The organism is Paraburkholderia sp. RCC_158 (genome assembly GCF_041355255.1).
In the GTDB taxonomy this organism is placed as follows: Bacteria; Pseudomonadota; Gammaproteobacteria; order Burkholderiales; family Burkholderiaceae; genus Paraburkholderia; species Paraburkholderia graminis.
The window spans coordinates 55,709-78,029 of sequence record NZ_JBFUPM010000007.1 but is presented as its reverse complement, the minus strand read 5'-3'; the positions used below and the strand labels follow the sequence as shown (position 1 = coordinate 78,029).

Annotated in this window: 21 protein-coding genes; 12 read left to right on the top strand and 9 right to left on the bottom strand. The window is 62.7% G+C overall.

Features of this window, described 5'->3' with window-relative positions; translation table 11 throughout:
- Positions 1-69: 69 nt before the first annotated feature.
- Positions 70-1,827: an NAD+ synthase gene (locus AB6809_RS15835; protein ID WP_029970041.1), complete on the bottom strand. Its 1,758-nt coding sequence runs from the start codon at positions 1,825-1,827 to the stop codon at positions 70-72.
- 148 nt (positions 1,828-1,975) lie between these two features.
- Here AB6809_RS15835 and AB6809_RS15830 point away from each other — a divergent pair, with 148 nt between their 5' ends.
- Together AB6809_RS15830 and AB6809_RS15825 are read left to right on the top strand one after the other, a co-directional pair.
- Entirely contained in the window at positions 1,976-3,145 is a 1,170-nt protein-coding gene (locus AB6809_RS15830) for a GNAT family N-acetyltransferase (RefSeq protein WP_006048446.1), read from the top strand.
- 7 nt (positions 3,146-3,152) lie between these two features.
- The gene (locus tag AB6809_RS15825) at positions 3,153-3,470 is read left to right on the top strand and encodes a GIY-YIG nuclease family protein (protein WP_029970043.1); all 318 of its coding nucleotides are present in this window, start codon (positions 3,153-3,155) and stop codon (positions 3,468-3,470) included.
- Between the two features lie 68 nt (positions 3,471-3,538).
- Here the strand turns inward: AB6809_RS15825 and AB6809_RS15820 are convergent, their stop codons facing one another.
- Together AB6809_RS15820 and ppa are read right to left on the bottom strand one after the other, a co-directional pair.
- Positions 3,539-5,653 (bottom strand): FUSC family protein, encoded by a 2,115-nt coding sequence (locus tag AB6809_RS15820; protein ID WP_029970044.1) that lies wholly within the window; start codon positions 5,651-5,653, stop codon positions 3,539-3,541.
- A gap of 286 nt (positions 5,654-5,939) precedes the next feature.
- Positions 5,940-6,467, bottom strand: a complete 528-nt coding sequence (gene ppa / locus AB6809_RS15815) for an inorganic diphosphatase (protein WP_006048449.1) — start codon at positions 6,465-6,467, stop codon at positions 5,940-5,942.
- Positions 6,468-6,751: 284 nt separating this feature from the next.
- Here ppa and AB6809_RS15810 point away from each other — a divergent pair, with 284 nt between their 5' ends.
- From AB6809_RS15810 to AB6809_RS15795, 4 genes are all read left to right on the top strand, one after another.
- Positions 6,752-8,191: an aldehyde dehydrogenase family protein gene (locus tag AB6809_RS15810; protein ID WP_006048450.1), complete on the top strand. Its 1,440-nt coding sequence runs from the start codon at positions 6,752-6,754 to the stop codon at positions 8,189-8,191.
- Positions 8,192-8,251: 60 nt separating this feature from the next.
- Positions 8,252-9,010: an SDR family oxidoreductase gene (locus tag AB6809_RS15805; RefSeq protein ID WP_013587565.1), complete on the top strand. Its 759-nt coding sequence runs from the start codon at positions 8,252-8,254 to the stop codon at positions 9,008-9,010.
- A 177-nt stretch (positions 9,011-9,187) separates the two neighbouring features.
- Entirely contained in the window at positions 9,188-10,507 is a 1,320-nt protein-coding gene (locus AB6809_RS15800; RefSeq protein WP_006048452.1) for an MFS transporter, read from the top strand.
- 156 nt (positions 10,508-10,663) lie between these two features.
- Positions 10,664-11,389, top strand: coding sequence for a hypothetical protein (locus AB6809_RS15795; RefSeq protein ID WP_029970047.1), 726 nt, complete (start codon positions 10,664-10,666; stop codon positions 11,387-11,389).
- Here AB6809_RS15795 and gcvA read toward each other — a convergent pair.
- Positions 11,371-12,285: a transcriptional regulator GcvA gene (gene gcvA / locus AB6809_RS15790; RefSeq protein WP_310034655.1), complete on the bottom strand. Its 915-nt coding sequence runs from the start codon at positions 12,283-12,285 to the stop codon at positions 11,371-11,373. The genes AB6809_RS15795 and gcvA overlap by 19 nt on opposite strands.
- 241 nt (positions 12,286-12,526) lie before the next feature.
- On the opposite strand from gcvA, the gene gstA reads away from it, so the two are divergent.
- Both gstA and AB6809_RS15780 read left to right on the top strand, forming a co-directional pair.
- Positions 12,527-13,138 (top strand): glutathione transferase GstA, encoded by a 612-nt coding sequence (gstA, locus tag AB6809_RS15785; protein ID WP_029970050.1) that lies wholly within the window; start codon positions 12,527-12,529, stop codon positions 13,136-13,138.
- Between the two features lie 88 nt (positions 13,139-13,226).
- Positions 13,227-13,988, top strand: coding sequence for an Imm50 family immunity protein (locus AB6809_RS15780; protein WP_165919804.1), 762 nt, complete (start codon positions 13,227-13,229; stop codon positions 13,986-13,988).
- A 1-nt stretch (position 13,989) separates the two neighbouring features.
- Here the strand turns inward: AB6809_RS15780 and AB6809_RS15775 are convergent, their stop codons facing one another.
- Entirely contained in the window at positions 13,990-14,928 is a 939-nt protein-coding gene (locus AB6809_RS15775) for a LysR family transcriptional regulator (RefSeq protein WP_029970053.1), read from the bottom strand.
- A 130-nt stretch (positions 14,929-15,058) separates the two neighbouring features.
- On the opposite strand from AB6809_RS15775, the gene AB6809_RS15770 reads away from it, so the two are divergent.
- The 4 genes from AB6809_RS15770 (at position 15,059) to AB6809_RS15755 (ending at position 17,693) form a co-directional block, all read left to right on the top strand.
- A complete protein-coding gene (locus AB6809_RS15770; protein WP_029970054.1) occupies positions 15,059-15,916 on the top strand; it encodes a class I SAM-dependent methyltransferase in 858 nt (285 codons plus the stop codon).
- A complete protein-coding gene (locus tag AB6809_RS15765; protein WP_310034659.1) occupies positions 15,913-16,743 on the top strand; it encodes an MFS transporter in 831 nt (276 codons plus the stop codon). The genes AB6809_RS15770 and AB6809_RS15765 overlap by 4 nt, the downstream gene beginning before the upstream one ends.
- Positions 16,744-16,998: 255 nt before the next feature.
- Entirely contained in the window at positions 16,999-17,433 is a 435-nt protein-coding gene (locus tag AB6809_RS15760; RefSeq protein ID WP_029970056.1) for a hypothetical protein, read from the top strand.
- On the top strand, positions 17,430-17,693 hold the full coding sequence (locus AB6809_RS15755) for a hypothetical protein (protein WP_258196082.1): 264 nt from the start codon (positions 17,430-17,432) through the stop codon (positions 17,691-17,693). Before AB6809_RS15760 ends, AB6809_RS15755 begins: the two co-directional genes overlap by 4 nt.
- Positions 17,694-17,880: 187 nt before the next feature.
- On the opposite strand, the gene AB6809_RS15750 is transcribed toward AB6809_RS15755, so the two are convergent.
- From AB6809_RS15750 to AB6809_RS15735, 4 genes are read right to left on the bottom strand one after another with little or no spacing between them, the layout of a single operon-like run.
- Positions 17,881-19,047, bottom strand: coding sequence for an ABC transporter permease (locus AB6809_RS15750; protein ID WP_006048456.1), 1,167 nt, complete (start codon positions 19,045-19,047; stop codon positions 17,881-17,883).
- A gap of 6 nt (positions 19,048-19,053) precedes the next feature.
- A complete protein-coding gene (locus tag AB6809_RS15745) occupies positions 19,054-20,208 on the bottom strand; it encodes an ABC transporter permease (protein ID WP_029970057.1) in 1,155 nt (384 codons plus the stop codon).
- 21 nt (positions 20,209-20,229) lie between these two features.
- Entirely contained in the window at positions 20,230-20,934 is a 705-nt protein-coding gene (locus AB6809_RS15740) for an ABC transporter ATP-binding protein (protein ID WP_029970058.1), read from the bottom strand.
- Positions 20,935-20,953: 19 nt separating this feature from the next.
- Positions 20,954-22,318 carry an efflux RND transporter periplasmic adaptor subunit gene (locus tag AB6809_RS15735; protein ID WP_244230966.1) on the bottom strand — a complete coding sequence of 455 codons (1,365 nt, stop codon included), beginning with the start codon at positions 22,316-22,318 and terminating at the stop codon, positions 20,954-20,956.
- Between the last annotated feature and the right edge of the window lie 3 nt (positions 22,319-22,321).

Genomic DNA, 22,321 nt, shown 5'->3' with positions numbered 1-22,321 from the left:
TTTTTATTCTACGCCGCGCCGGATGCCTTGCGGCAGTCCGGCGTGCGTCGCAATGCCCGCGGCTCCGATTCATTCCACCGGTTCGGTGTAGCGCGACGTGATCGGATAGCGCCAGTCGCGGCCGAACGCGCGATGCGTGACGCGAATGCCGATCGGCGCCTGGCGGCGCTTGTACTCGTTGATCTTGATGAGCCGCGTGACACGCTTCACGTCGTCGGCCGCATAACCCGCGGCGATGATTTCGGCGAGCGAGCGGTCCTCTTCCATGTACATGCGCATGATCGCGTCGAGCACGTCATAGGGCGGCAAGCTGTCCTGGTCGGTCTGGTTCTCGCGCAATTCCGCGGACGGCGCGCGCGTCAGAATGCGCTCGGGAATCACGTTCTGCGTGCCGAAGGCCGTGGCCTGATTACGGTAGTGGCACAGCCGATAAACGAGCGTCTTCGCGATGTCCTTGATCACCGCAAAGCCGCCGGCCATGTCGCCGTAAAGCGTGCAGTAGCCCACCGCCATCTCGCTCTTGTTGCCGGTCGTGAGAACGATCGAGCCGAACTTGTTCGACAGCGCCATCAACAGCGTGCCGCGGATGCGGGCCTGGATGTTTTCCTCGGCGGCGTCTTCCGGGCGTCCTTCGAATTCTTGCGCGAGCGAACTGCGGAACGCATCGAACATCGGCGCGATCGCAATTTCGTCGTAGCGCACCCCGACGCGGCGGGCCATCTCGGCGGCGTCGGTGGTGGAGATGTCGGCCGTGTAGCGCGAGGGCATCATCACCGCGCGCACACGATCCGCGCCGAGCGCGTCGCACGCGACCGCCAGCACGAGCGCTGAATCGACGCCGCCCGAGAGGCCGATCAGTGCGCCTGGGAAACCGTTCTTGTTGACGTAGTCGCGCACGCCCATCACGAGCGCCGCATAGACCTGTGCTTCGAGCGAAAGCTCGGGGGCGATGGCGGAGTTGGCGCGGGTTGCGCTGCCGACGAGCTGCGCGTCGCCATGACCGCGCAACGGCACCGCGTTTTCAAACTCGACAAACGCCGTCGCTTCCTCGAACTGCGGCATCTTCGCGACCAGTTCGCCTTGCGCGTCGAGCACGAACGAGCCGCCGTCGAACACCAGTTCGTCCTGCGCGCCGACCATGTTCACGTAGACCATCGGCAGTCCCGTCTCGCGAATCCGCGCACGCAGGATGTCGAAGCGCACCGCTTCCTTGTTCAGGTGAAACGGCGAGCCGTTCGGGATCAGCAGCACTTGCGCGCCCGCGGCTTTGGCCATTTGCGCGGCCGACGCATGCCACGCGTCTTCGCAGATCACCACGCCGTACTTCACGCCGTCGAGTTCGAAGACGAACGGCTGCGCGTCGGACGCGAAGTAGCGCTTCTCGTCGAACACTTCCGTATTGGGCAAATCCTGCTTGCGATACGTGCCGGCGATCCGGCCGTCCACCACCAGCGACGCCGCGTTGAACGTGTCGACCGGCGGCACGCCGCGCTGGATCGGCGCGTTTGCATTACCATGACCACTCGCCGCGCTGTTGGCAACACTGTCGGCAGCGTCGCGCAACGGATGACCGACGATCACATGCAAGCCGGCGAACTGCTTCAGTTGTTGCGCGAGGTCCGCCAACGCAGCAGCGCTCGCGGTATAAAACGCGGGGCGCAGCAGCAGATCTTCGGGCGGATAGCCGGACAGCGCGAGTTCGGGCGCGACCAGCAGCTTCGCGCCGGCGCTGTGCGCGTCACGCGCGGCGGCGACGATCTTCGCGACGTTGCCGGCGAAGTCGCCGACGGTGACATTGATTTGAGCAAGAGCGATTCGTGTCTTCATGGCAGGATCGACGGGCAAGCGAAAGGCTTGCGGAGGGCTTGCAAATAAAGCGGCTTGTTGTGGGCTCGACGGAACGGACAACTCGGATAAACGAACGACGCAGTACGTGCTTGACGCACCGCGTCGCTCATTGGGACAGTCACACAGATTGAATCAGGAACGCTTTGATTATCGCACGGGCATTCTGGCGTCGCCCTCCGAGGTGGACGCCGCCGAATGGAACGCCCTCCTCGCGCAGCAGACGCAACCCACGCCGTTTCTGCGGCATGAGTTCCTGAGCGCGCTGCACGCGACCCGTTGCGCAGTCGCGGACACCGGCTGGGCGCCGCAATTCGTCACGCTGACCGACCCGCTCACGGGCAAGCTCGCCGCGGCCGCGCCGGTTTATCTGAAGGGCCACTCATACGGCGAGTACGTGTTCGACTGGGCCTGGGCCGACGCCTATAAGCGCAACGGCTTGCCCTACTACCCGAAGCTGCTGTGCGCCGTGCCGTTCACGCCGGTGCAAGGCAACCGCCTGCTCGCCGCCGATTCGCACGCGTTGCGCCACCTTGCTGCGACGTTGATGGCGTTCGCCGAGCAGGCCGACGTGTCGTCGCTGCATGTGCTCTTTCCGACCGAAACCGAAGCCAACGCGCTCACCGAGATGGGCATGATGCAGCGCGAAGGCGTGCAGTTTCACTGGTTGAACGACGGCTATCGCGACTTCGACGATTTTCTTTCGACGCTCGAACAGAAGAAGCGCAAGAACATCCGCGCGGAACGCCGCAAAGTCCACGACGCCGGCATCACGATGCGCCGTATTCGCGGCGAAGACATTCAGGACGCGGACTGGCGCTTCTTCAGCAAGTGCTATCGGCAGACTTACCGCGAGCACTTTTCGACGCCGTATCTGAACCTCGATTTTTTCCGCATGATCGGCGCGTCGATGCCGGAGAATCTGCTGCTCGTGATCGCCGAGTACGAAGGCAAGCCGATCGCGAGTTCGCTCGTCGTGTATCAGCGCGATGCGAAAACCGGCGGCACGCTGTACGGCCGTTACTGGGGCGCGCTCGAACATGTGCCCTGTCTGCACTTCGAGACCGCGTACTATCAGCCGCTCGAGTTCTGCATCGAAGAAAAACTCGGCGCATTCGAAGGCGGCGCGCAAGGCGAACACAAGATGGCGCGCGGCTTCCTGCCCACAGTGACGCGCTCCGCGCACTGGCTCGCGCATCCCGCTTTCGCCGATGCGGTCGGCCATTTCCTCGACAACGAAAAGAACAGCATCCACGCTTATGTGGACGAGCTGCGCGAACACAATCCGTTCAAAGGCTGACGCGTCCGTGGCGTGGTTTCTCTATCTGCTCGAATGCTCGGACGGCAGCGTCTACACCGGCATTGCGACCGACGTCGACGCGCGTTTCGAAAAGCACGTCAGCGGCGCCGGCGCGCGCTATACGCGCTCGCGCAAGCCGGTGCGCGTGCTGGCATCGTTCGAACTGGCGGATCGTTCGAGCGCGTCGCGCGCCGAGTATTGGGTGAAGCGCTTGACGCCCGCGCAGAAGCGGACGCTGGCGGCGGGTGGGCGGACGCTCGAGTCGGTGATGCCGGAGCCTGAGCCGGCTCTGGATGATGATGAAGTCGAAGGCGACGCGGCGTGAACGGCGTGCGTTCGCTGAGCAGTTGGCGGTGACTGTGCCACCGTCAGCCACGCTTCATTAACGCCCAATCACCCCCGCGCTTCGCGCATCCGCTCCGTCAGCAAGCGCTGCATCAACGCAAGCTCGCCCACTGCATCCGCTTCGAGCGATGTCAAACGTTCGCGCGCCGGCAACTCATGCCGCAGCGGCACGATCGCGCGATTCAGCGACGCCTCGATGTCCGCGCTCACCGCCTCCACCCACGCGCGAAGCTCGGCGTGCACATCGTGAGCTTCACGCCGGTTCGCGCTCAAGCGCAACTGCGTCGCCGTGCCCGCCATCTTGCGCAGCACGCTCAGCACCGTCAGCGTGACCGTGTCGACCATCGAGTGCTCCAGCTTTTCGAGGCGAATCCGTGCGATCGCCTCTTCGGCGTTATTGCTGCCGAGGCCCGCCGCCCTGCGCAGGCGCTCCATATCCTTTTCCGTGCGACGCGGCGATTCGAGCGCGGCAAGCAGATACGCCAGATTGGCGCGCACGGCGTCGCCGAGATACGCGCGGTAATCGGTTTTCTCGCGCGTCGGCCATAGATAGAACGTGGCGAACAGCGCGAGCACGCAGCCGAGCACATTGTTGCCGAGCCGCGTGAGCGCATACGCGATCTCGCTCGCGCCGGGCGTCGCGAAGTCGGCCACGAGCACGAACGTCGGCGTGAGGAACAACACGAACAAGCTGTAGCTGACGGGGCGCAAGGCCATCGTCGCCATCACCAGCGGAAAGACTGCGAGCGAAATGCCGAGCGGCGAATGAATCGCATAGCCGATGCCCGCCGCCAGCACACCGCCGACAATGCTGCCCGCCGCGCGCTCGATGCTGCGCGGCCAGGTCGCGGCAATCGAAGGTTGCAAGATCAGCAGCGTCGCCATGGTCGCCCAATAGCCGAACGGCAAGCCGAGCACGCGGATCACGACAAAGCCCGCGGTCGTCGTGACGCCGACGCGCGCCGCATGGCGCAAGCCGACCGACTCCAGCGACAGGTTTGCCTTCAGCGTCGACCAGACCCGCGCCAACGTGATCGCGACACTCCCTAAGAAATGCGGCGGCGCCTGTACCGGCGTGAAGTCGACGAGTTCGAAGTCGGACTTCAGCTTGACCGGCTCCATCAGCGCGGTTTCAAGACGCCGCGCGAGCCGGCGCAAGCGCAACTGCAATTTCACGAGATGCGTCCAGCGCGCTTCGTTCGCATCGGCGCCGATGTTGCGCAGCGTCTCGCCCAGCGCCGTGAGCAAACGTGCCGCGCGTCTGATGTGGCGAGCGTGGTGTTCGTCGCCGGGCATTTTTTCGCACGCGCCGGAGACGGCGATCAGATACGCGAACAACGCCTCGCCTTCCGTCAGCAAGCCGAGCAGCGCGTCGTAGGTCTCGCGGGCGGCGGTTCGCGTCGGCGGCACGCGCGCCAGCGCCTTGCGCGAGCGCTCGAGCGCCGCGCGCGCATCGGCGCGAAACTGCGCGGCATGCGTCGCCCACTCGCGCGGCGTGCTGCGCTGCTGCAGCAGACGAGCGCTGTCGAACGCAATATCCGCGAGCCGCAGATACACCGTGCGTAACGAAGCGCGGCTTGCGCCAAACGGCTGAATGCGCCACACGGTCAGGCTCAACGCGACCGCGAACAGGCAGCCGATCAGATAGACGCCGAGAAACGCGAGCCCTTCGCGGACGTCGTGCATCGGCCGGTCGACCATGACGACGCAGGCGGTCGCGGCGAGAATCGTCACTTGCGAGGTCGCCGCGCCCCAGATGCGGCCGAACGCGCCAAGGCTCGTGAAGACGAGGACTGCGAGCGCGGCAACCACCGTGCCGCTCGCCGACGCGAAAGCGGTGAGCCCGCCGCATGCGGTGGAGAGCAGCGCGAAGCCCATCATCGATGCAAAGCGGGCGCGGTTTGAACCGGCGGCATCGGCGAGACAGGTCCAGAATGCGCCGATCGCGGCCCACGCGAAGACCGGATCGTGCAGCAAGTTGCCGAGCGCGAGCATCGCCGTCGATGCGCACGCGGCGCGCAAGCCTTCGGAGAGACTGGCCTCGCTGGCGGAGAACGACACCATCCACACCGGCCGCTTGCGATAGATCGCCGTGGCGATCGCATACAGCCGGTTCGACCAGCGAGGCAAGGAACGCGGCGTAGTGGACTTGCGGTTCGTCATCCGGACAGTGGGCTCCTGAGGCGGCGTGTGGCTGGGCAATGGCAGATTGGGCCGCGGTCGGGACAATCCGCCGCGGTCACAAATCATAAGGGTTTATACCTGGATATAAAAATGGCTTCGGTTCATCCGCGCGATGCAGTTGGGCTATACGAGCGTGCCGCGAGTGCAATTGCCAATAAAAAACCGCGCGGCCCGTTCGGGCTCGCGCGGTTTTGCGCACCTGGCTGGCGTCTGGCGTCTTACTTGGCGGGCCGATGATTCGATCTCATCGACGCGCTAAAGCCATTTACTTCTTGTAGTTCGCCACGCCTTCGCTGATTTCCTTGTGCGCGGCTTCCATGTCGGCCCAGCCTTCGACCTTCACCCACTTGCCCTTCTCCAGCGCCTTGTATTGCTCGAAGAAGTGCTTGATCTGGTCCTTGAGGTAGGCCGGCACGTCGTCGATCGACTTCAGGCTTGCGGTCATCGGGCAGATCTTGTCGTGCGGCACGGCAATCAGCTTCGCGTCCACGCCCGATTCGTCGGTCATTTGCAGCATGCCGAGCGCGCGGGCGCGAACCACCGAGCCTGCCAGCAGCGGGAACGGCGTGATCACCAGCACGTCGACCGGGTCGCCGTCGCCCGACAGCGTTTGCGGAATGAAGCCGTAGTTGGCCGGATAGCGCATGCCGGTGCTGATGAAACGGTCGACGACGAGCAGGCCCAGGTCCTTGTCGGCTTCGTACTTCACCGGGTCGCTTTGCGCCGGGATTTCGATGATGACGTTGAAATCTTGCGGAAGGTCTTTCCCTGCGGGGACGTTATTGAAGCTCATGAGCGCTCTCTGGTCAGATGGAATTCGGAGCACGGCATGCGGCGCGTGGCCCGAGGCGATGCATGATGAAACTCGCCCCGAACGCGAGCGCTGCGGCCGGACAGTGCGGAATGCGCCATTATAGCCAATCGGCCGATGGCATCCGTCGGCGGATCGGCGCGATAATCATCAGGCGTCGCTCGATTGTGCCTCTCGTTTATGAACACCGCGTAACGGCGTTCGTTCAGCGTTCCGTCGAACTTCTGTGGAACGTGCGCCGGTTGCGGACATGTCAAGGAGTCTGCATGGAAGAAGCCCGACACTTCATCGGCGGCGAGTGGGCCGCTGCTTCAGGCGGCGAGACCATCGCCGTGCTCGATCCCTCGGACGGCCAGCCGTTCACGCAACTCGCGCGCGGCACCGCGGCGGACATCGACGCCGCCGTGCACGCCGCGCGCCGCGCGTTCGAAGGTGCATGGGGCGCGGCGAGCGCGGCCGAACGCGGACGCGTGCTGTACCGGCTGTCGATGCTCGTCGCCGCGCATCAGGAAGAACTGGCGCAGCTCGAAGCACGCGATACCGGCAAGCCGCTCAAGCAGGCGCGCGCCGATTCGGCTGCGCTCGTGCGCTACTTCGAGTTCTACGCGGGCGCGGCCGACAAGCTGCATGGCGAGACGCTGCCCTACCAGGCCGGCTACACGGTGATGACGATCCGCGAGCCGCACGGCGTGACCGGCCACATCGTGCCGTGGAATTATCCGATGCAGATTTTCGGGCGCAGCGTGGGCGCGGCGCTCGCGGCGGGCAATGCGTGCGTCGTCAAACCCGCCGAAGATGCGTGCCTTTCGGTGCTGCGCGTCGCCGAACTGGCGGCCGAAGCGGGCCTGCCCGCGGGCGCGCTCAATGTCGTCACCGGTTATGGACACGACGCGGGAGCGGCGCTCGCGCGTCATCCGGGCATCGATCATATTTCGTTCACCGGCTCGCCGGAGACCGGCAAGCTCGTCACGCAAATGGCCGCAGAGAACCACGTGCCCGTCACGCTCGAGCTTGGCGGCAAGTCCCCGCAAATCGTTTTCGCCGATGCGGACCTCGACGCCGCGCTGCCCGTGCTCGTTTCCGCGATCGTGCAGAACGCCGGGCAAACCTGTTCGGCGGGCAGCCGCGTGCTGATCGACCGCGCGATTTACGAGCCGCTGCTCGACCGGCTGAGCGGCGCGTTCAACGCGCTGCGCGTCGGTCCGTCGCATGCGGATCTGGATTGCGGGCCGCTCATCAACGCGAAACAGCAGCAGCGTGTGTGGGACTTTCTCTCCGACGCGCAGCATGACGGCATCGCGATGGCCGCGCACGGCGAAGTGATTCCCGAGGCGCCGGAAAGCGGCTTCTATCAGGCGCCCACGTTGTTGCGCGACGTGCCCGCGAGCCACCGCCTTGCCCGCGACGAAGTGTTCGGCCCCGTGCTCGCCGCCATGTCCTTCAGCGACGAAGACGAAGCGCTCGCGCTCGCCAACGGCACGCAATACGGCCTGGTGGCCGGCATCTGGACACGCGACGGCGCGCGCCAGATGCGTCTCGCGCGGCGTCTGCGCTCGGGCCAGGTGTTCATCAACAACTATGGCGCGGGCGGCGGCGTCGAGTTGCCGTTCGGCGGCGTCAAACATTCGGGCCACGGACGCGAGAAAGGATTCGAGGCGCTGTATGGCTTTACGGTGCTGAAGACGATTGCGATCCGGCACGGGTAGTTCGTGTCTCTGCATGCCCCGACTTACGCATCAACATCTACGACAAACAATGGAGACATCATGCGGTTGACAGGTAAAACGGCCATCGTCACGGGTGGCGGCTCGGGTTTCGGCGAAGGCATCGCGAAGACCTACGCGCGCGAAGGCGCGAACGTCGTCGTCAACGATCTCAACGGCCCCGCCGCCGAGCGCGTCGCGAGCGAAATCGCGCTGGCGGGCGGCAAGGCGATTGCCGTGGCGGGCAACGTCGCGCAACGCGAGGACTGGCAAAAGCTGCGCGAGGCGGCGCTCGAAGACTTCGGCAGCGTGCAGATCGTCGTCAACAATGCGGGCACCACGCATCGCAACAAGCCGGTGCTCGAAGTGACCGAAGCCGAGTTCGACCGCGTGTACGCGGTGAACGTCAAGAGCATCTACTGGAGCGTGCAGGAGTTCGTGCCGTACTTCCGCGAGCAAGGCGGCGGCAGCTTCATCAATATCGCGTCGACGGCGGGCGTGCGGCCGCGCCCCGGACTCGTCTGGTACAACGGCAGCAAGGGCGCGGTGATCATCGCGAGCAAGTCGCTGGCGGTGGAACTCGGGCCGGACCGCATCCGCGTGAACTGCGTGAATCCGGTGATCGGCGAAACGGCTTTGCTGTCCGAATTCATGGGCGTCGAAGATACGCCTGAGAACCGCAAGCGCTTTCTCGCGGGCATTCCGCTGGGACGCTTTTCGACGCCGCAGGACATTGCGAACGCCGCGCTCTATCTGGCTTCGGACGAAGCGGAGTTCATCACCGGCGTGTGTCTGGAAGTGGATGGCGGGCGCTGCGTGTAGTCGTGGCTCTGGCGTTGGGTTTGGCGTTGGTGGCGTTGCCCTGAGCAAGCGCCGTTCACATACGGCGCTTGCCGGGCTCAGTGTTTTCCCCCGGTATCTAATTGACGTGCGAGCCGCGCCGCACGGCTAGAATCGATCGACGCGGCACTTCAATTCCACAAGAAAAGAGGAGACACCATGGCTAGTCCCGCAGATCCGCTCCACCATCCCGGCGCGGGAGCGCCGCCTTCCACTTTCGAAGAGGCGACCTATCGCAAGGTCAACTGGCGGCTCGCGCCGCTTCTGATGCTCTGCTACGTGGTCGCGTATCTCGACCGCGTGAACGTTGGCTTCGCGAAGCTGCAAATGACGAGCGACCTCGGCCTGAGCGATGCGGTTTATGGCTTTGGCGCAGGCATTTTCTTTGTCGGCTACTTTTTCTTCGAGATCCCAAGCAATGTGATTTTGCACAAGGTGGGCGCGCGCGTGTGGATTGCGCGGATCATGGTGTCGTGGGGCGTGATCTCCATGCTGACCATGTTCGTCACCACGCCGACCATGTTCTACGTGATGCGCTTTCTGCTCGGTATTGCCGAAGCGGGTTTCTTTCCCGGCATCATTCTGTATCTCACCTACTGGTATCCGTCGCATCGGCGCGGACGCATGACGACGTGGTTCATGACGGCGATTGCGCTCTCGGGAGTGATCGGCGGGCCGGTGTCGGGCTATATCCTGAAGACGTTCAATGGCGTGAACGGTTGGCACGGCTGGCAGTGGCTGTTTCTGCTCGAAGGGCTGCCGTCGGTGCTGGTGGGCATTCTGGTTTTCGTCGCACTCGACGATCGTATTTCGAAGGCCAAGTGGCTGACCGACGAAGAAAAAGAACTGCTGCAGCGCCACGTTTCCGCGGAAGAAGCGACCAAGCACGACATGCCGATTCGCCAGGTGCTGACGAGCGGCCGCGTGCTGATGCTTAGCCTCACTTACTTTTCGTTCGTGATGGGTTTGTATGGCGTGAGCTTCTGGCTGCCGACGATCATCAAGGCGACTGGCGTGACGGATGCGTTCGCGATCGGCCTGCTCTCCGCGATTCCGTTTGCGGCGGCGGTGGTGGCGATGGTGCTGGTTGCGCGCAGCGCGGACCGCATGCGCGAGCGTCGCTGGCATATTGCGTTACCGGCGTTTGCGGGCGCCGTTGGACTGGTGCTTTCGGTGGTGTACACGCACAACACCGTGCTCGCGATGGCTTCTCTCACGCTTGCGACGATGGGCATTCTCACTACGTTGCCGCTGTTCTGGAGTTTGCCGACGGCGATTCTTGCGGGAACGGGTGCCGCGGCCGGGATTGCGATGATTAATTCGATTGGCAATCTTGCGGGGTTTTTGAGTCCGTATGCGGTGGGATGGTTGAAGCAGGCGACTGCGGCTAATGATTCGGGGATGTATATGCTCGCGGCGTTTCTGGTTCTTGGGGGACTGCTGGCGATTAGTGTGCCCGCGAGGATGGTTAATCGGTGAGTTTAAGTGAGTTGCCGATGTTGAAGCCCCAGCGGCGTTGTGCCGCTGGGGCTTTATGCTGTTACAAACGCGATGTCGTCGAGTTCACGGTATTGCCCCCGACGAACCATAGGTCTCTGTACGTTTACCTTGGTTTATACGCTTTCGAGGGCGCACATGAGATACGGCAAAGAGTTTTTCGACCTGCAACTTCGCTTTGCGCGCGTGGTCGCTGCGCTGGCAGCGATACCGTTGGAGCAAGCACTTCTCGACTATACAAACTTGTACGTGCGCTTCGGGCTGGGCAGAGCGTTCGATCAGGACCACCCGACGTGGCGCCGATATATACAAGGATTAAGCCAAACCACGCACGCGAGCGACTGGACATATAGCTTTTATCTCGCCCATGCGCAGGCAGGCAGAGAGACACCGTTGGTGGCGACATTCGGCTGCTTTTCGTATGCAACACCGGATAGCCAATCCATACGCTTGCACTTTCAGAACACCGATACCGCGACCGTCTCGCCGTTGAGCATTGATCGGCTGCCGATGCGGCTTTCCGAACTTCGGGCGCTATTCGATCACGTACGCAGATACGAACCAGAGGCCGAAAGCGTACTCGGGACTTCATGGCTCTATAACCTCCGGGCCTATCAGCGACTCTTTCCGGAAGCGTATATCGCAAGCGCTACGGTTGCGGACAACCGCTTTCGTAACATGTCCTTATGGGGCCAATTTCTCGACCGCAACGGAGGATTGAAAGTTGGCTTTACTGAGGACTTTTTGCGCAGGCTTTCGAAGACAACGACAGTGAGAGAACTCGCATCCTGCTTTCCGCTTCAAGCATTGGCTGTCAGCGCGCCGATCACTCAATTTCATACGTTCTACGACAGCGCAATGTGATCGTCACCGACCGCGTCAACGTTGTCATCGAAATCGGCGAGCCCAACGGTAGCCTCATTTCGCGAATCGCCAATCACGCCCATGAGCCACGTGCGCAGCGCCACCACCTTCGCGCAGTTGGCGAGATCATGCGGCGAGACGAGATAAAACGCGCGGTCGGTTATGACCGACTTGCCAAACGGCGCGATAAGGCGGCCCGCGCGCAAGTCGTCCTCCACGTAAGCACGCCGGCCGATGCACACGCCGTGACCCTCTACCGCGGCTTGCACGGCCATCAGCGCGAGATCGAAAGTCAGCCGCGCGCCCCCGCGCAAATTGGTTGGCAGCTTGGCCGCGTCGAGCCAGATGCTCCAATCGTTGCTTGTCACGCCGCTCACCTGCAATAGCGTGTGATGAGCGAGATTGTCGACGCTCGTCAATGGATGACTGCCCGTCAGCAGCTTTGGACTGCATACCGGGAAGATCTCGTCGTCCATCAGCCGGTCCACGCGCAGCCCTTTCCATTCGCCGCTGCCGTAACGAATTGCCGCGTCCGCGCCACCGGCCACGAAATCGATCAAGTCAGTCGAAGCGCTCAGGCGAATGTCGATATCGGGATGCTTAAGACGAAATGACCCCAAGCGTGGCAGCAGCCATTTAGATGCGAACGTGGCAAGCGTGGAAATGGTGAGCGTACTCTTGTTGGAGCCTTCGAGCAGTTGCTCGGTGGAGAAGCGTAACTGCTCAAACGCGAGGCTCACTCCCTGCAAATAGACCTGCCCCGACGCAGTCAATTCGAGGCGCTCCTTGAAGCGATGAAACAGGCGGATGCCCAGTTCATCCTCGAGACGCCGTACCTGATGGCTAACCGCCGTCTGCGTCACATTCAGTTCGGAGGCCGCCTTGGTGAAGCTCATATGACGCGCGGCACATTCGAATACTTTCAAGCCGTTCAGTGAGGGAAGTTTCCCCGCCATTTTGCATTGCACCGTGTATAGCAGACCTGTAGACAGACCACGCTCGTTAAGCGGTCGATTCGGCATCTCGCTGCCGTCATGACAATTTCTCATATCGTAGCAGGCGAGATGTCGTTTGCCAGGAGACCAGCTTGTTGCGATGCTTCGCGCTCGATCTGACCGCAACAGAAGGACCTAACTCATGAAACTCTATTTCGCCGCCAATGCGTGCTCTCTGTCGCCGCATATCGTTCTGCGCGAACTCGGCCTGCCGTTCGAACTGGTCCGCGTCAACAACAAGACGAAGCAGACGTCCGACGGCCGCAGTTTCCTCGACGTGAACCCGAAGGGCTATGTCGCCGCGCTCGTACTCGACAACGGCGAAGTGCTCACCGAAGGGCCGGCGATTCTTCAGTACCTGGCGGACCTGAAGCCGGAGAAGATGCTCGCGCCGGCGAACGGCACCTGGGAACGTGTGCGACTCCAGGAAACGCTGAACTTCATCACGTCGGAAATTCACGCTGGCTGCGCCCCGCTGTTTAGCAGCGAGATTCCTGGGAGCGTGAAGGACATCGTCAAAGAGAAGTTCTATAAGCGCCTCGACAATCTCGACGCCACGCTTTCGCGCAAAGACTACTTGCACGACGAGTTCGGCGTGGCCGACGCCTATCTGTACACGGTGCTGTCGTGGCTGCCGATATTCTCGATAGACATCAAGCGCTGGCCGGCACTCGCACGCTTTCAGGACCGCATTGGCGCACGCCGTTCAACTCGAGCCGCGTTGGCAGCCGAGGAAGCCGCGCCCGCGGTCTAAAGCTACGCGAGAGCGACAGTATCGCGATCGATCTGCAAATAGCTTGCGCTCTACGATGATGCCTGTTAGAACGTCGGCGATTTCCTATATGAGCGCGGATACAGCGTCCGATCCCAAGCGCGGCATAGAAGGATTGATGACCAGTAGTACCGAGAGAGAGATAAAAATGCAGCTTCAGTCAAACTACGCCAAGACGTTTAGATGCGTTCGGCAGAATGAAAGGCGCTTGCCTTATGACATTGGTTATCACCTCATTCAGCGCGACGACGGTACCTTCATCTATGGCTTTGAAATCGTACAGGAGAAGGGCAATGGTCGCCTCGCAAGCGGCGCGACTACGCTTGACTTCCGGGGATCGCTCGAAGAGGCGGAACGATACCTCGTAAACAAGCTGGAGCTGATAGTCGAGGGTTTGCCGGAGTCGTGGGAATCGGACCGATACAAGAACCGCAAGGAAACGGACGAGAGTGCGGTCAAGCATGCCTGGTTGATACGAAGTATCTTTGGTTATTGGCCCAACTTTCACGATGCCGAGGTACTTGAAGTAACCCTGCGCCGGGTGAATGCGAACGGAGCATGGCATACCGATATGGAGCTCGTAATCCGTCATAGTGGACAGGACAATCCGGCATGGAACGGGCATCATGCGCCTTGCAGGATTACATTCTTTCTTGAGGAAGTAGAGGGAAGCGGGTTCACAACTGAAAACGTGTCTGATCCGTCGTGGATTTATGATTTGCGGTTTTCTCACTGCGACGATGGTCGCATCCAGGTCGACCTGAATCCGTCGACAGGTTTGGACATTCTGCTTTACTGCCGTGCTGCAACCGTGACACGTATCGAGCCGTAAGTCATCTCGTCCCCGGGACTTTCCTGCTACCCGCCGCACGGCTCTTCACATGATCGATGAACGCGCGCAGCTTCGGCATGATCTGCCGGCGGCTCGGATAGTAGAGAAACACGCCCGGCATCATCGGTGCGAACCGCTCCAGCACAGCTACCAGTTTCCCGGTTCGCAGTCCTTCAGCGACCATCGGCTCAGGCAGTTGGGCAAGGCCTATGCCTTCGACGGCCGCGCCGAGCATCGTGGGGAAATCATGGGCGATGAAAGGGCCGCTTACGGCGATCTCGATCGCGTTGCCGTCGTCGTTGAATGACCACGGCGCCAGCGCGCCGCCGGACCTGCGCCATCGCAAGCACGCGTGCTGACGCAGATCGTCCGTGTGCTCGGGCCGGCTGCGCGCCGCGAAGTATGCAGGGCTGCCGACGACAACAAAACGAAACGGCGGCGTCAACGGCACCGCGACCATGTCGGCGTCGACGAACTGACCGAGCCGTATGCCGGCGTCGAACCCTTCGCTTGCAAGGTCGATCAGCTCGTTGCTTGCGGCGATCTCCACTTCGATCTCGGGATAAGCCTCGCAGAAAGTTGCGATCAAGGGTTCGAGGAGGATCGGCACCACCGCGCGCGGCACTGAAAGACGCAGCAATCCGGTGGGCCGCTGCCCGAGGCCACGCGCAACCTCGCTGGCGGCGACAAGCTCCTCGAAGGCGGGCTTCGCGCGCGCAAGAAATTGTTCGCCGGCTTCAGTCAGTCCGACGCTGCGCGTAGTCCGCATGAAGAGCGCTGCGCCAATGCGTTCTTCCAGTACACGCACCGCCTGGCTGATGGCCGACGGCGTCACGCCGAGTTCCGCGGCTGCCCGGCGAAAACTGCGATGCCGGGCAACGCTCAGAAACGCCTCCACGCCATCCAGCGCGCCCTGCCTGACTGTGAAGATCTGCTTCATAGCCCGTCAACATTGTGAGGAATAGTCGCTCGCGAGTGACGATGGTACACCTATGTCTGTCGACGAGCAGTCGCGCCAACGCCGGCTCGCAAGCCTTCGACAACCCGCCAGGACCGTGGAGAAACCTGCAATGAACGATGCACTGGATGACGTGCGCGGTCACTATCGCGCGACCGGCCTGACCGGGCGGCTGAAGGTCGCCCTCAGTGCCTTTGGACCGGAGGATCAGCCGCTAACACCGCAGCAATTGGCCGCCCTCGACCAGTTTCACACACGCGGTCTTGCCGCCACCGCCGAGCTTGCCGGATTGGCCCGGATCACCGCGGATATGTCGGTGCTGGACGTCGGTTCGGGCGTCGGCGGGCCGGCCCGTTTTCTGGCCGCTACGTATGGTTGCCGCGTGACAGGTATCGATCTCAGCGAGCCGTTCGTGGATGCCGCACGTTATCTCACGCAGCGAACGGGGCAAAGCGAACAGGTGTCGTTCCATACGGCGAGCGCGCTGGAACTTCCCTTCGAAGACGCCCAATTCGACGCCGTATTCCTGCAGCACGTGGCGATGAACATCACCGATCGCGCACGGCTTTACCGGGAGATCGAACGCGTGCTGAAGCCAGGCGGCAGGTTTGCGACGTTCGACGTCGTCGTTGCAAACGGCGGCGAACCACACTACCCCGTGCCTTGGGCACGAACGCCGGCAACAAGTTTTCTCCTGACCGCCGATGCAACGCGCGAGGCGATCGAGCAAGCAGGTCTTCGCACGCTGGCATGGCAAGACGACACCGACACTGCAAAGGCCTGGTTTGCAGAGCTGCGTGCGTCAGGGCCGCCGCCCTCGCCCAATCTCGGCGTGGTGATGGGTCCGGACTTCGCGCAGCTTACGACCAACCTTGGGCGAAATATCCTGGAAGGCCGACTCGGCATACTGACAGCGGTGTTCGAGGCGGCATCCGCGAAGACTGCGCATCACCTGGAGAATGGTCAATGACCGCCGTCCGCGTTCCCGTCGATAGCGTCTCGCCGGGTCCAGCGTGGCGCAGCCTGCTTTGGCTCGTCCCGTTGGTCGCGCTATGGATCGCGTTGATCTATTGGCAGCCGATTATCCCGACCAGCGGCGTTCCGACCACAGTTCATCAGTTGAGTGCTCATGCGCTGATTGCACTAGGTTTGTGGCTCGGCCTCGAAAGCACAGACCTCACGCCGGCCCAACGCCGTGCCACCTGGCTCGCGGTCATGATCCCAGACACGCTTTGGTTCGCTGTCGTCTGGAGCGCGGCGATCAATGGCGCTTTCCGCGCAGGCGTCTCACCATTGCCGTTGTTGCCGTTGGCGATCTTCCTGCCGGTGATGATCGGCGCACCGCTGTTGCTGTTGTCGAAGCGGGTGGGACGCGTGCTCGATGCGATGCCGGCCAGTTGGCTCGTCGCTCTTCAGCTTTACCGCGTATTCGGCAGTTGGGCGCTCGCTGCCTGGCTGCATGGACTGCTGCCAGGCGTCTTCGCGTTGCCGGCGGGAATTGGCGATGTGTTGACCGGCCTGTTCGCCGTGCCGGTGGCAATCGCCGTGGCGAGCGGTGCGAGTCGAGGGCGGAACGCTGCGATCGCCTGGAACCTCTTCGGCCTCGCCGACTTCGCCGTCGCGATTACTTTGGGGATGCTCACCTCGCCCGGCCCGTTGCAGTTGATCCATCCGGCTATGCCGAGCATCGGCGCGGGCGCTTATCCCGACGTGCTGACACCTGCGTTTGTAGTGCCGGGCTCGATCCTGTTGCACGCGCTGTCGCTGCGTCAGTTGATCCGGCGACGCGCCCGCTGATTTGCATCATGGACTTCAATGCGCGAGACAACATCTGACAGGAGGCAACATGCCACCGGAACGCATGTTTCCGCGTTCTTTTTGCTGCTGCGCCCTCAGCGTAAGGCGGCTCGCAGTTACTCGTCTTTCTGCAAGTCATGACATTGCCGAGGCATTTTCGGTCCGAATCAGCATGGCGCCAATCAACGAATCGCTAAAGAAAATTCGCGTTTTACCGAAATCCAATAAGAACGTTTTTTATCGATGCGGAAATTCATGAACTTGCGATTGAAATCCTGGCTACTGGCCCTCGCACTGAGCGCTGCCTGTGCCGGTATCGTGGCCTACGTCAATCTCATGCTCGTCAACCCAGGGCATGCCCAGCCGCTATGGCTGATGCAGCTGCATATAGTCTGTTCGTTCGTCGGGGCACTAGCCGGTACCCGTTTCGTGCAAGGGACGCCAGCCGCACTGCAGGGACCCACCTCGCGAGCCACGATCGCGCAGGGCGTCGTCGCCGATAACAGAACAGTTACCGTGAATTTCATCGTCCCCGGAAAGAGTGCCTTCTTCTCGACGGGCCGCTGCTTCATGATTCTCTGCTTTGTACTGTGCTTCATGGTGCAGTTCGTCACCGTCGGTGAGCCGTCCGACGACGCGCTGCGCTCGCCGAGCGCCCCGGGTCAGCAAATGCGGAAGCTGAGCACGTGAGGCCGATTGGTAAGCCGCGCGAGGAATTGCCGGCGGCAACGGCGGACGTTCCCCGCAGGTCCCGGCTTCAAACGCTCGCTGTCTCCTTGCTCGCATTGGGCATCGCGTCGATCTGCTTCGGACTCTTCGGCCTGATCCAGGCGTTCGACGTTTTTGACGTTGCGATTGCGTTCAAGGTGTGGTTTTTGCGCGCCGTTGTCGCGCTTGTAATCGGCGTGATTGCCGTGCATTTCGGCGGTAAGTGTGTGGAAGCGCTTTAGGGGTGAGCTTAGCGAGCCGCTAGTTCTACTACGTTGAACGACTAGAACACCGCCAAGTCATCCGGTCGAAGTGTGCTCCGTTCTCGGAGTTGGAAAGAGACTCCAACGTTGAGCGATGTACTCCTGGCCGCCACCACTCCCGCAAACACTACCTACCGGCAATTCCAACTCCCCACACGCCATCCACTCACCTCGCCCGCAACGCATCCACAACATTCATCCGCGACGCGCGCAACGCGGGCAAAAAGCCGCCGACCAGCCCCATCGTCACCGAGAACGCCAATGTCTTCCCGACAATAGCGGGCGTCAGGATGAAGCGGAACGACAGGTCCGCGAAGGTCTGGAAGTTGGTTGTCGAGAACGACGCGAACTGCATGAACGCTGCGCAGCCAAGCCCCGCCAGTCCGCCGACGAGCCCCAGCAGCATCGCTTCGATGAGGAACGCCGCGAGCACGTTCGCGCGCTTGAAGCCGAGCGCGCGCAACGTGCCGATCTCGGCCACGCGATTCGCTACGGACGCATACATCGTGATCATCGCGCCGATCATCGCGGCAATCGAAAAAATGGCCGACAGCGTGAAGCCGAGTATGTTGAGGAACGTCGACAGCGCCTTCGACTGGTCGCTGTAAAAAGTTCGCTCGCGTTTCGCGTCGTCGGCGAGGCGCGGGTCGACGTCGATATCGCTCCTGAAGCGCTCAAACTGATCGCTCTCTGAAAGCCGCACGACCATCGACGAATAACTCGTCCGGCGAAACGCCTGCATTAGCTGATCGGCATCGCCCCAGATCTCTGAATCGAAGCCGCTGCCGCCTGCGTCGAAGGTGCCGACCACGGTCCACTCGCGCTGCGCGAAACGCAAGTGCTCGCCGGGCTGCGTGCGCGCGAAGCCCTTCGCAATGCTGCTGCCGACCACAATCTCCGACGAACCCGGCGTGAAGAAGCGCCCCGATGCGAGCCGCACCTGCGGCCGCAAGCCGATGCCCGCCTGCGACACACCGCGGATCACCACGTTCGACGGCTTGCCCGAGCCGATTTTCGCTAGCGAGATCAGCACGACCGACTCTTTCGACGCGAGCCTTCGTCCGTCGCCGCCGATCGCGACGGCCGGATGCATCTCGATCACGTTGGCCTGATTGCGGTCGATCGCGCTCTGCACTTCCGTCTCCGCGCCCTTGCGGATCACGACGACGTTGTCCTCTTCGCCCGTCGAGACGAGCGTTTTCTTGAGGCCCGCGTCGAGCATCAGCACCGTCGAGAACACGAATACGACGAGCGCGAGTCCGCCCGCCGTGAGCGCCGTCGTCAGCCGGCGGGTCCACAGGTTGCGAGCAATATATGAAAGCGGAATGGCCACGATGCGCTACCCGATGGCCCGCAGGCCTTCGACGATCCGCACGCGCGCCGCCTGGATCGCCGGAATGATCGCCGCCGCCACGCCGACGACACCCGCACACGCCGCCTGCAACAGCACGGTGTCGCGTGACACGTGGAAGACGGGGAATACACCGCCCGTTGCCTGCCGGAAGATACTGGCGGCGGGCGGCGTCAGCAGCATGCCGAGCCCGCCGCCCGCGATGCACAGCGTCAACGACTCGCCGAACATCAGCAGCGCGAGAAAGCCCGGCCCGAAGCCGAGCGCCTTGAGCGTCGCGTATTCGACGGTGCGCTCGCGGGCGCTCATCGCCATCGCATTCGCCATCACGGCCATGATGATGACGATCACCACATACGACACGACGCGGATCGCCGCGATGATCTGATTCGACATCGCGACGAAGCCGAGCTGGAACGCCTGCTCGGTTTCGGTCAGCGTTTCGGCGAGGGAGTTTCTGAACACGTCGTCGACGTTGCGCGAGATCGCGGCGGCCTCCTCGGGAACAGCAATGCCCAGCACGTAAACACCGACCTGATCCGCGCGCCGCCCCGGCATTTTGCGCACCGATTCGTTCAGATAGTCCCAATGAAAAATGAGTTGCCGCGTGATGGTGGATTCGTCGCGGCCATCCATGATGCCGCGCACGACAAACTCCCAGGTGCCCGGATAGATCGTGCCTTTGATCGGGATGACGTCGCCGACCTTGAAGCCAAACTGCGTCGCGAGTTGCCGGCCGACGAGACAGCCCTTGCGGTCGCGTACGTAATCGCTGCGCTGTTGAGCGGGCACGATCAGCTCGGGATAGAGGTCCAGATAGTTGTCGGACACGGCGAACTGCGCGAAGAAGTTCTTCGGCTCGCGATACACGCCGCCGAACCAGCTCGAGCGCGCAACCAGCGTCACGCCTTCCACACCGCGAATGCGGTTCTCGTAGCTGAGCGGCAGCGAGAACGTCAGCGAAATGGCGTTGCGCGTGACGAGGCGCGCATTCGATGCGGCCGCGGCGCCCGCATACCATGCATCGACTACCGTATTGAGGAGCCCGTATGCGAGCACCGCGATGGTGAGCCCGAGCACCGTCAACGCAGTGCGCAGCTTGTGACGCAGCGCGTTGCGCGTAATCAGCTTCAGCGCGTGCATGACAGGCTGCCGTCGCGCCGATCAGCGTGTGTCGCCATCGGTCAGCTCCCCTTTGTCCAGATGCACGAGCGCATTCGCGGCGCCTGCGGCATGCGCGTCGTGCGTGACCATGATGATGGTCTTGCCCAGTTCGCGGTTCAGACGTTGCAGCATCGCGAGCACTTCTTCCGCCGATGTGCGATCGAGGTCGCCGGTCGGTTCGTCGGCGACGATCAGCGTCGGATCGGTGATGACTGCGCGGGCAATCGCGACGCGCTGCTGCTGTCCGCCCGACAGCTCCGACGGATAGTGATGCGCGCGGTTCGCGAGATTGACCATCTCGAGCACCAGCTCGACGCGCTCGCGCCGCTCCTTGCGCGTGAGTCTCGTGAGCATCAGCGGCAACTCGATGTTCTCGAACGCTGTCAGCACCGGCATCAGGTTGTAGAACTGGAAGATAAAGCCGACGTTGGCCGCGCGCCAGTCGGCCAGCGCCGCTTCCGACAGTTGTGTGATATCGAGCCCGCCCACGCGCAGCACGCCGCCATCGGGCCGGTCGATGCCCGCAATCAGGTTGAGCAGCGTGCTCTTGCCTGAGCCCGACGGCCCCATCAATGCGATGAAGTCGCCTTCTTCTATCGAAAGCGTGATGTTCGACAGCACCGGCACCGTCTGCACGCCGCGCCGGTACGACTTCACGAGGTGCGATATCTCGACGAGCGGCGCAGCGCCATTCGCGCGGTTCATAGCTGGCTGCCCGCTCATGTTATGGCTTCGCCACGTTGACTTTCGCGCCGTCCGTCAACTGCGCGTCGGGCGCACGCACCAGCACGTCGCCGGCGCGCACGCCGTCGAGTGCGATCAGGTCGCCGAGTTTCGCGCCCGTCGTGACCGGCACCTGATGCACGGTCTCGTCCTTGACGACGAAGACGACGCTGCGTCCGTCGCGCTGAACGACGGCAGCCGGCTGCGCCGCGACGACGGGCCGCCGGTCCTGCGGCGGCACCGGCTTTGACAGGAAAGCGATCTTTGCGCTCATGTCCGGCAGCACGCGTGGGTCGCGATCGACGAAGCGCACCTTGACGAGCACCGTCGCCTTCGAGCGGTCGACGGTCGGCACGATGCGCGATACGCGGCCTGCGAGACGCAGTTCGGGGAGCGCGTCGAGCTGGATCTCGCAAGGCGCGTCGACGGCGATCTTCGCGATGTTCGACTCCGCGACATCCGCCTCGACTTCGAGCGTGTCCATGTCGGCGATGGTGACGACGGCCCCTTTGCTGTCGGACGCCTGAGAAAACGGCGTGATGTTGTCGCCGACGTTCGCATGCTTCTCGATCACCACGCCGTTGAACGGCGCGCGAATCACCGTCTGATCGACAGCGACCTGTGCGGCCTGCGCGTTCGCCTGCGCCGACACGATGGCCGCGCGGCTGTTGTCGATCGACGCCTGCGCCTTGTCGTAGCGCGCGAGGTCGGCGTCGTACTGCGTCGCGGGCATCGCGCCGCTCGGCACCAGAATCTTAGAGCGGCGCAGGTTGAGTTCAGCGTTTTTCAGTTCGGCGACCTGCAGCGCGAGGTTCGCTTGTGCGACCTTCACCTGCGCCCTTGCCTGCGCCAGCGACGCCTCGACGTCCGCACTTTCCAGCCTGGCGATGACTTCATCCTTTTTCACATGCGTGCCTTCGAGCACCCCGAGCCATTCGAGCCGCCCTTGCGCCTTCGACGCCAGGGCCGCCTTGCGTTGCGGCACGACGTAGCCCGTCGCGTTCAGCAAGGTGTAGCTCTGCGACGGATAAGCGGAGACGACCGACGTGGTTTGCACGGTGCGCGGGCTGGCGAAGCGCAAGCCCACGACGAGCGCGCCCACGACGATCAGCGCGGCCACCCCGTAGCCGGTCCAGTTGCGCCGACGGCGTGCGGTCACCGGCGCGCGGTCGATTTTGAGTCGTTTGAGATCGTGTTCAGCCAATTTTTTTATCGGTTCGCCGGGCAGCGCTCGTGCTGCCCCGGCTACTCGCGCTATGGACGGGGAGTCAGTATAGCGCTGCGTCTGGTGTGGCAGCCTGCGGGTGGGGGACGGCGGCTCAAAACGACGATGCGCTGCGCGGCGGAGAAAGACTACGCGCCGCATTTC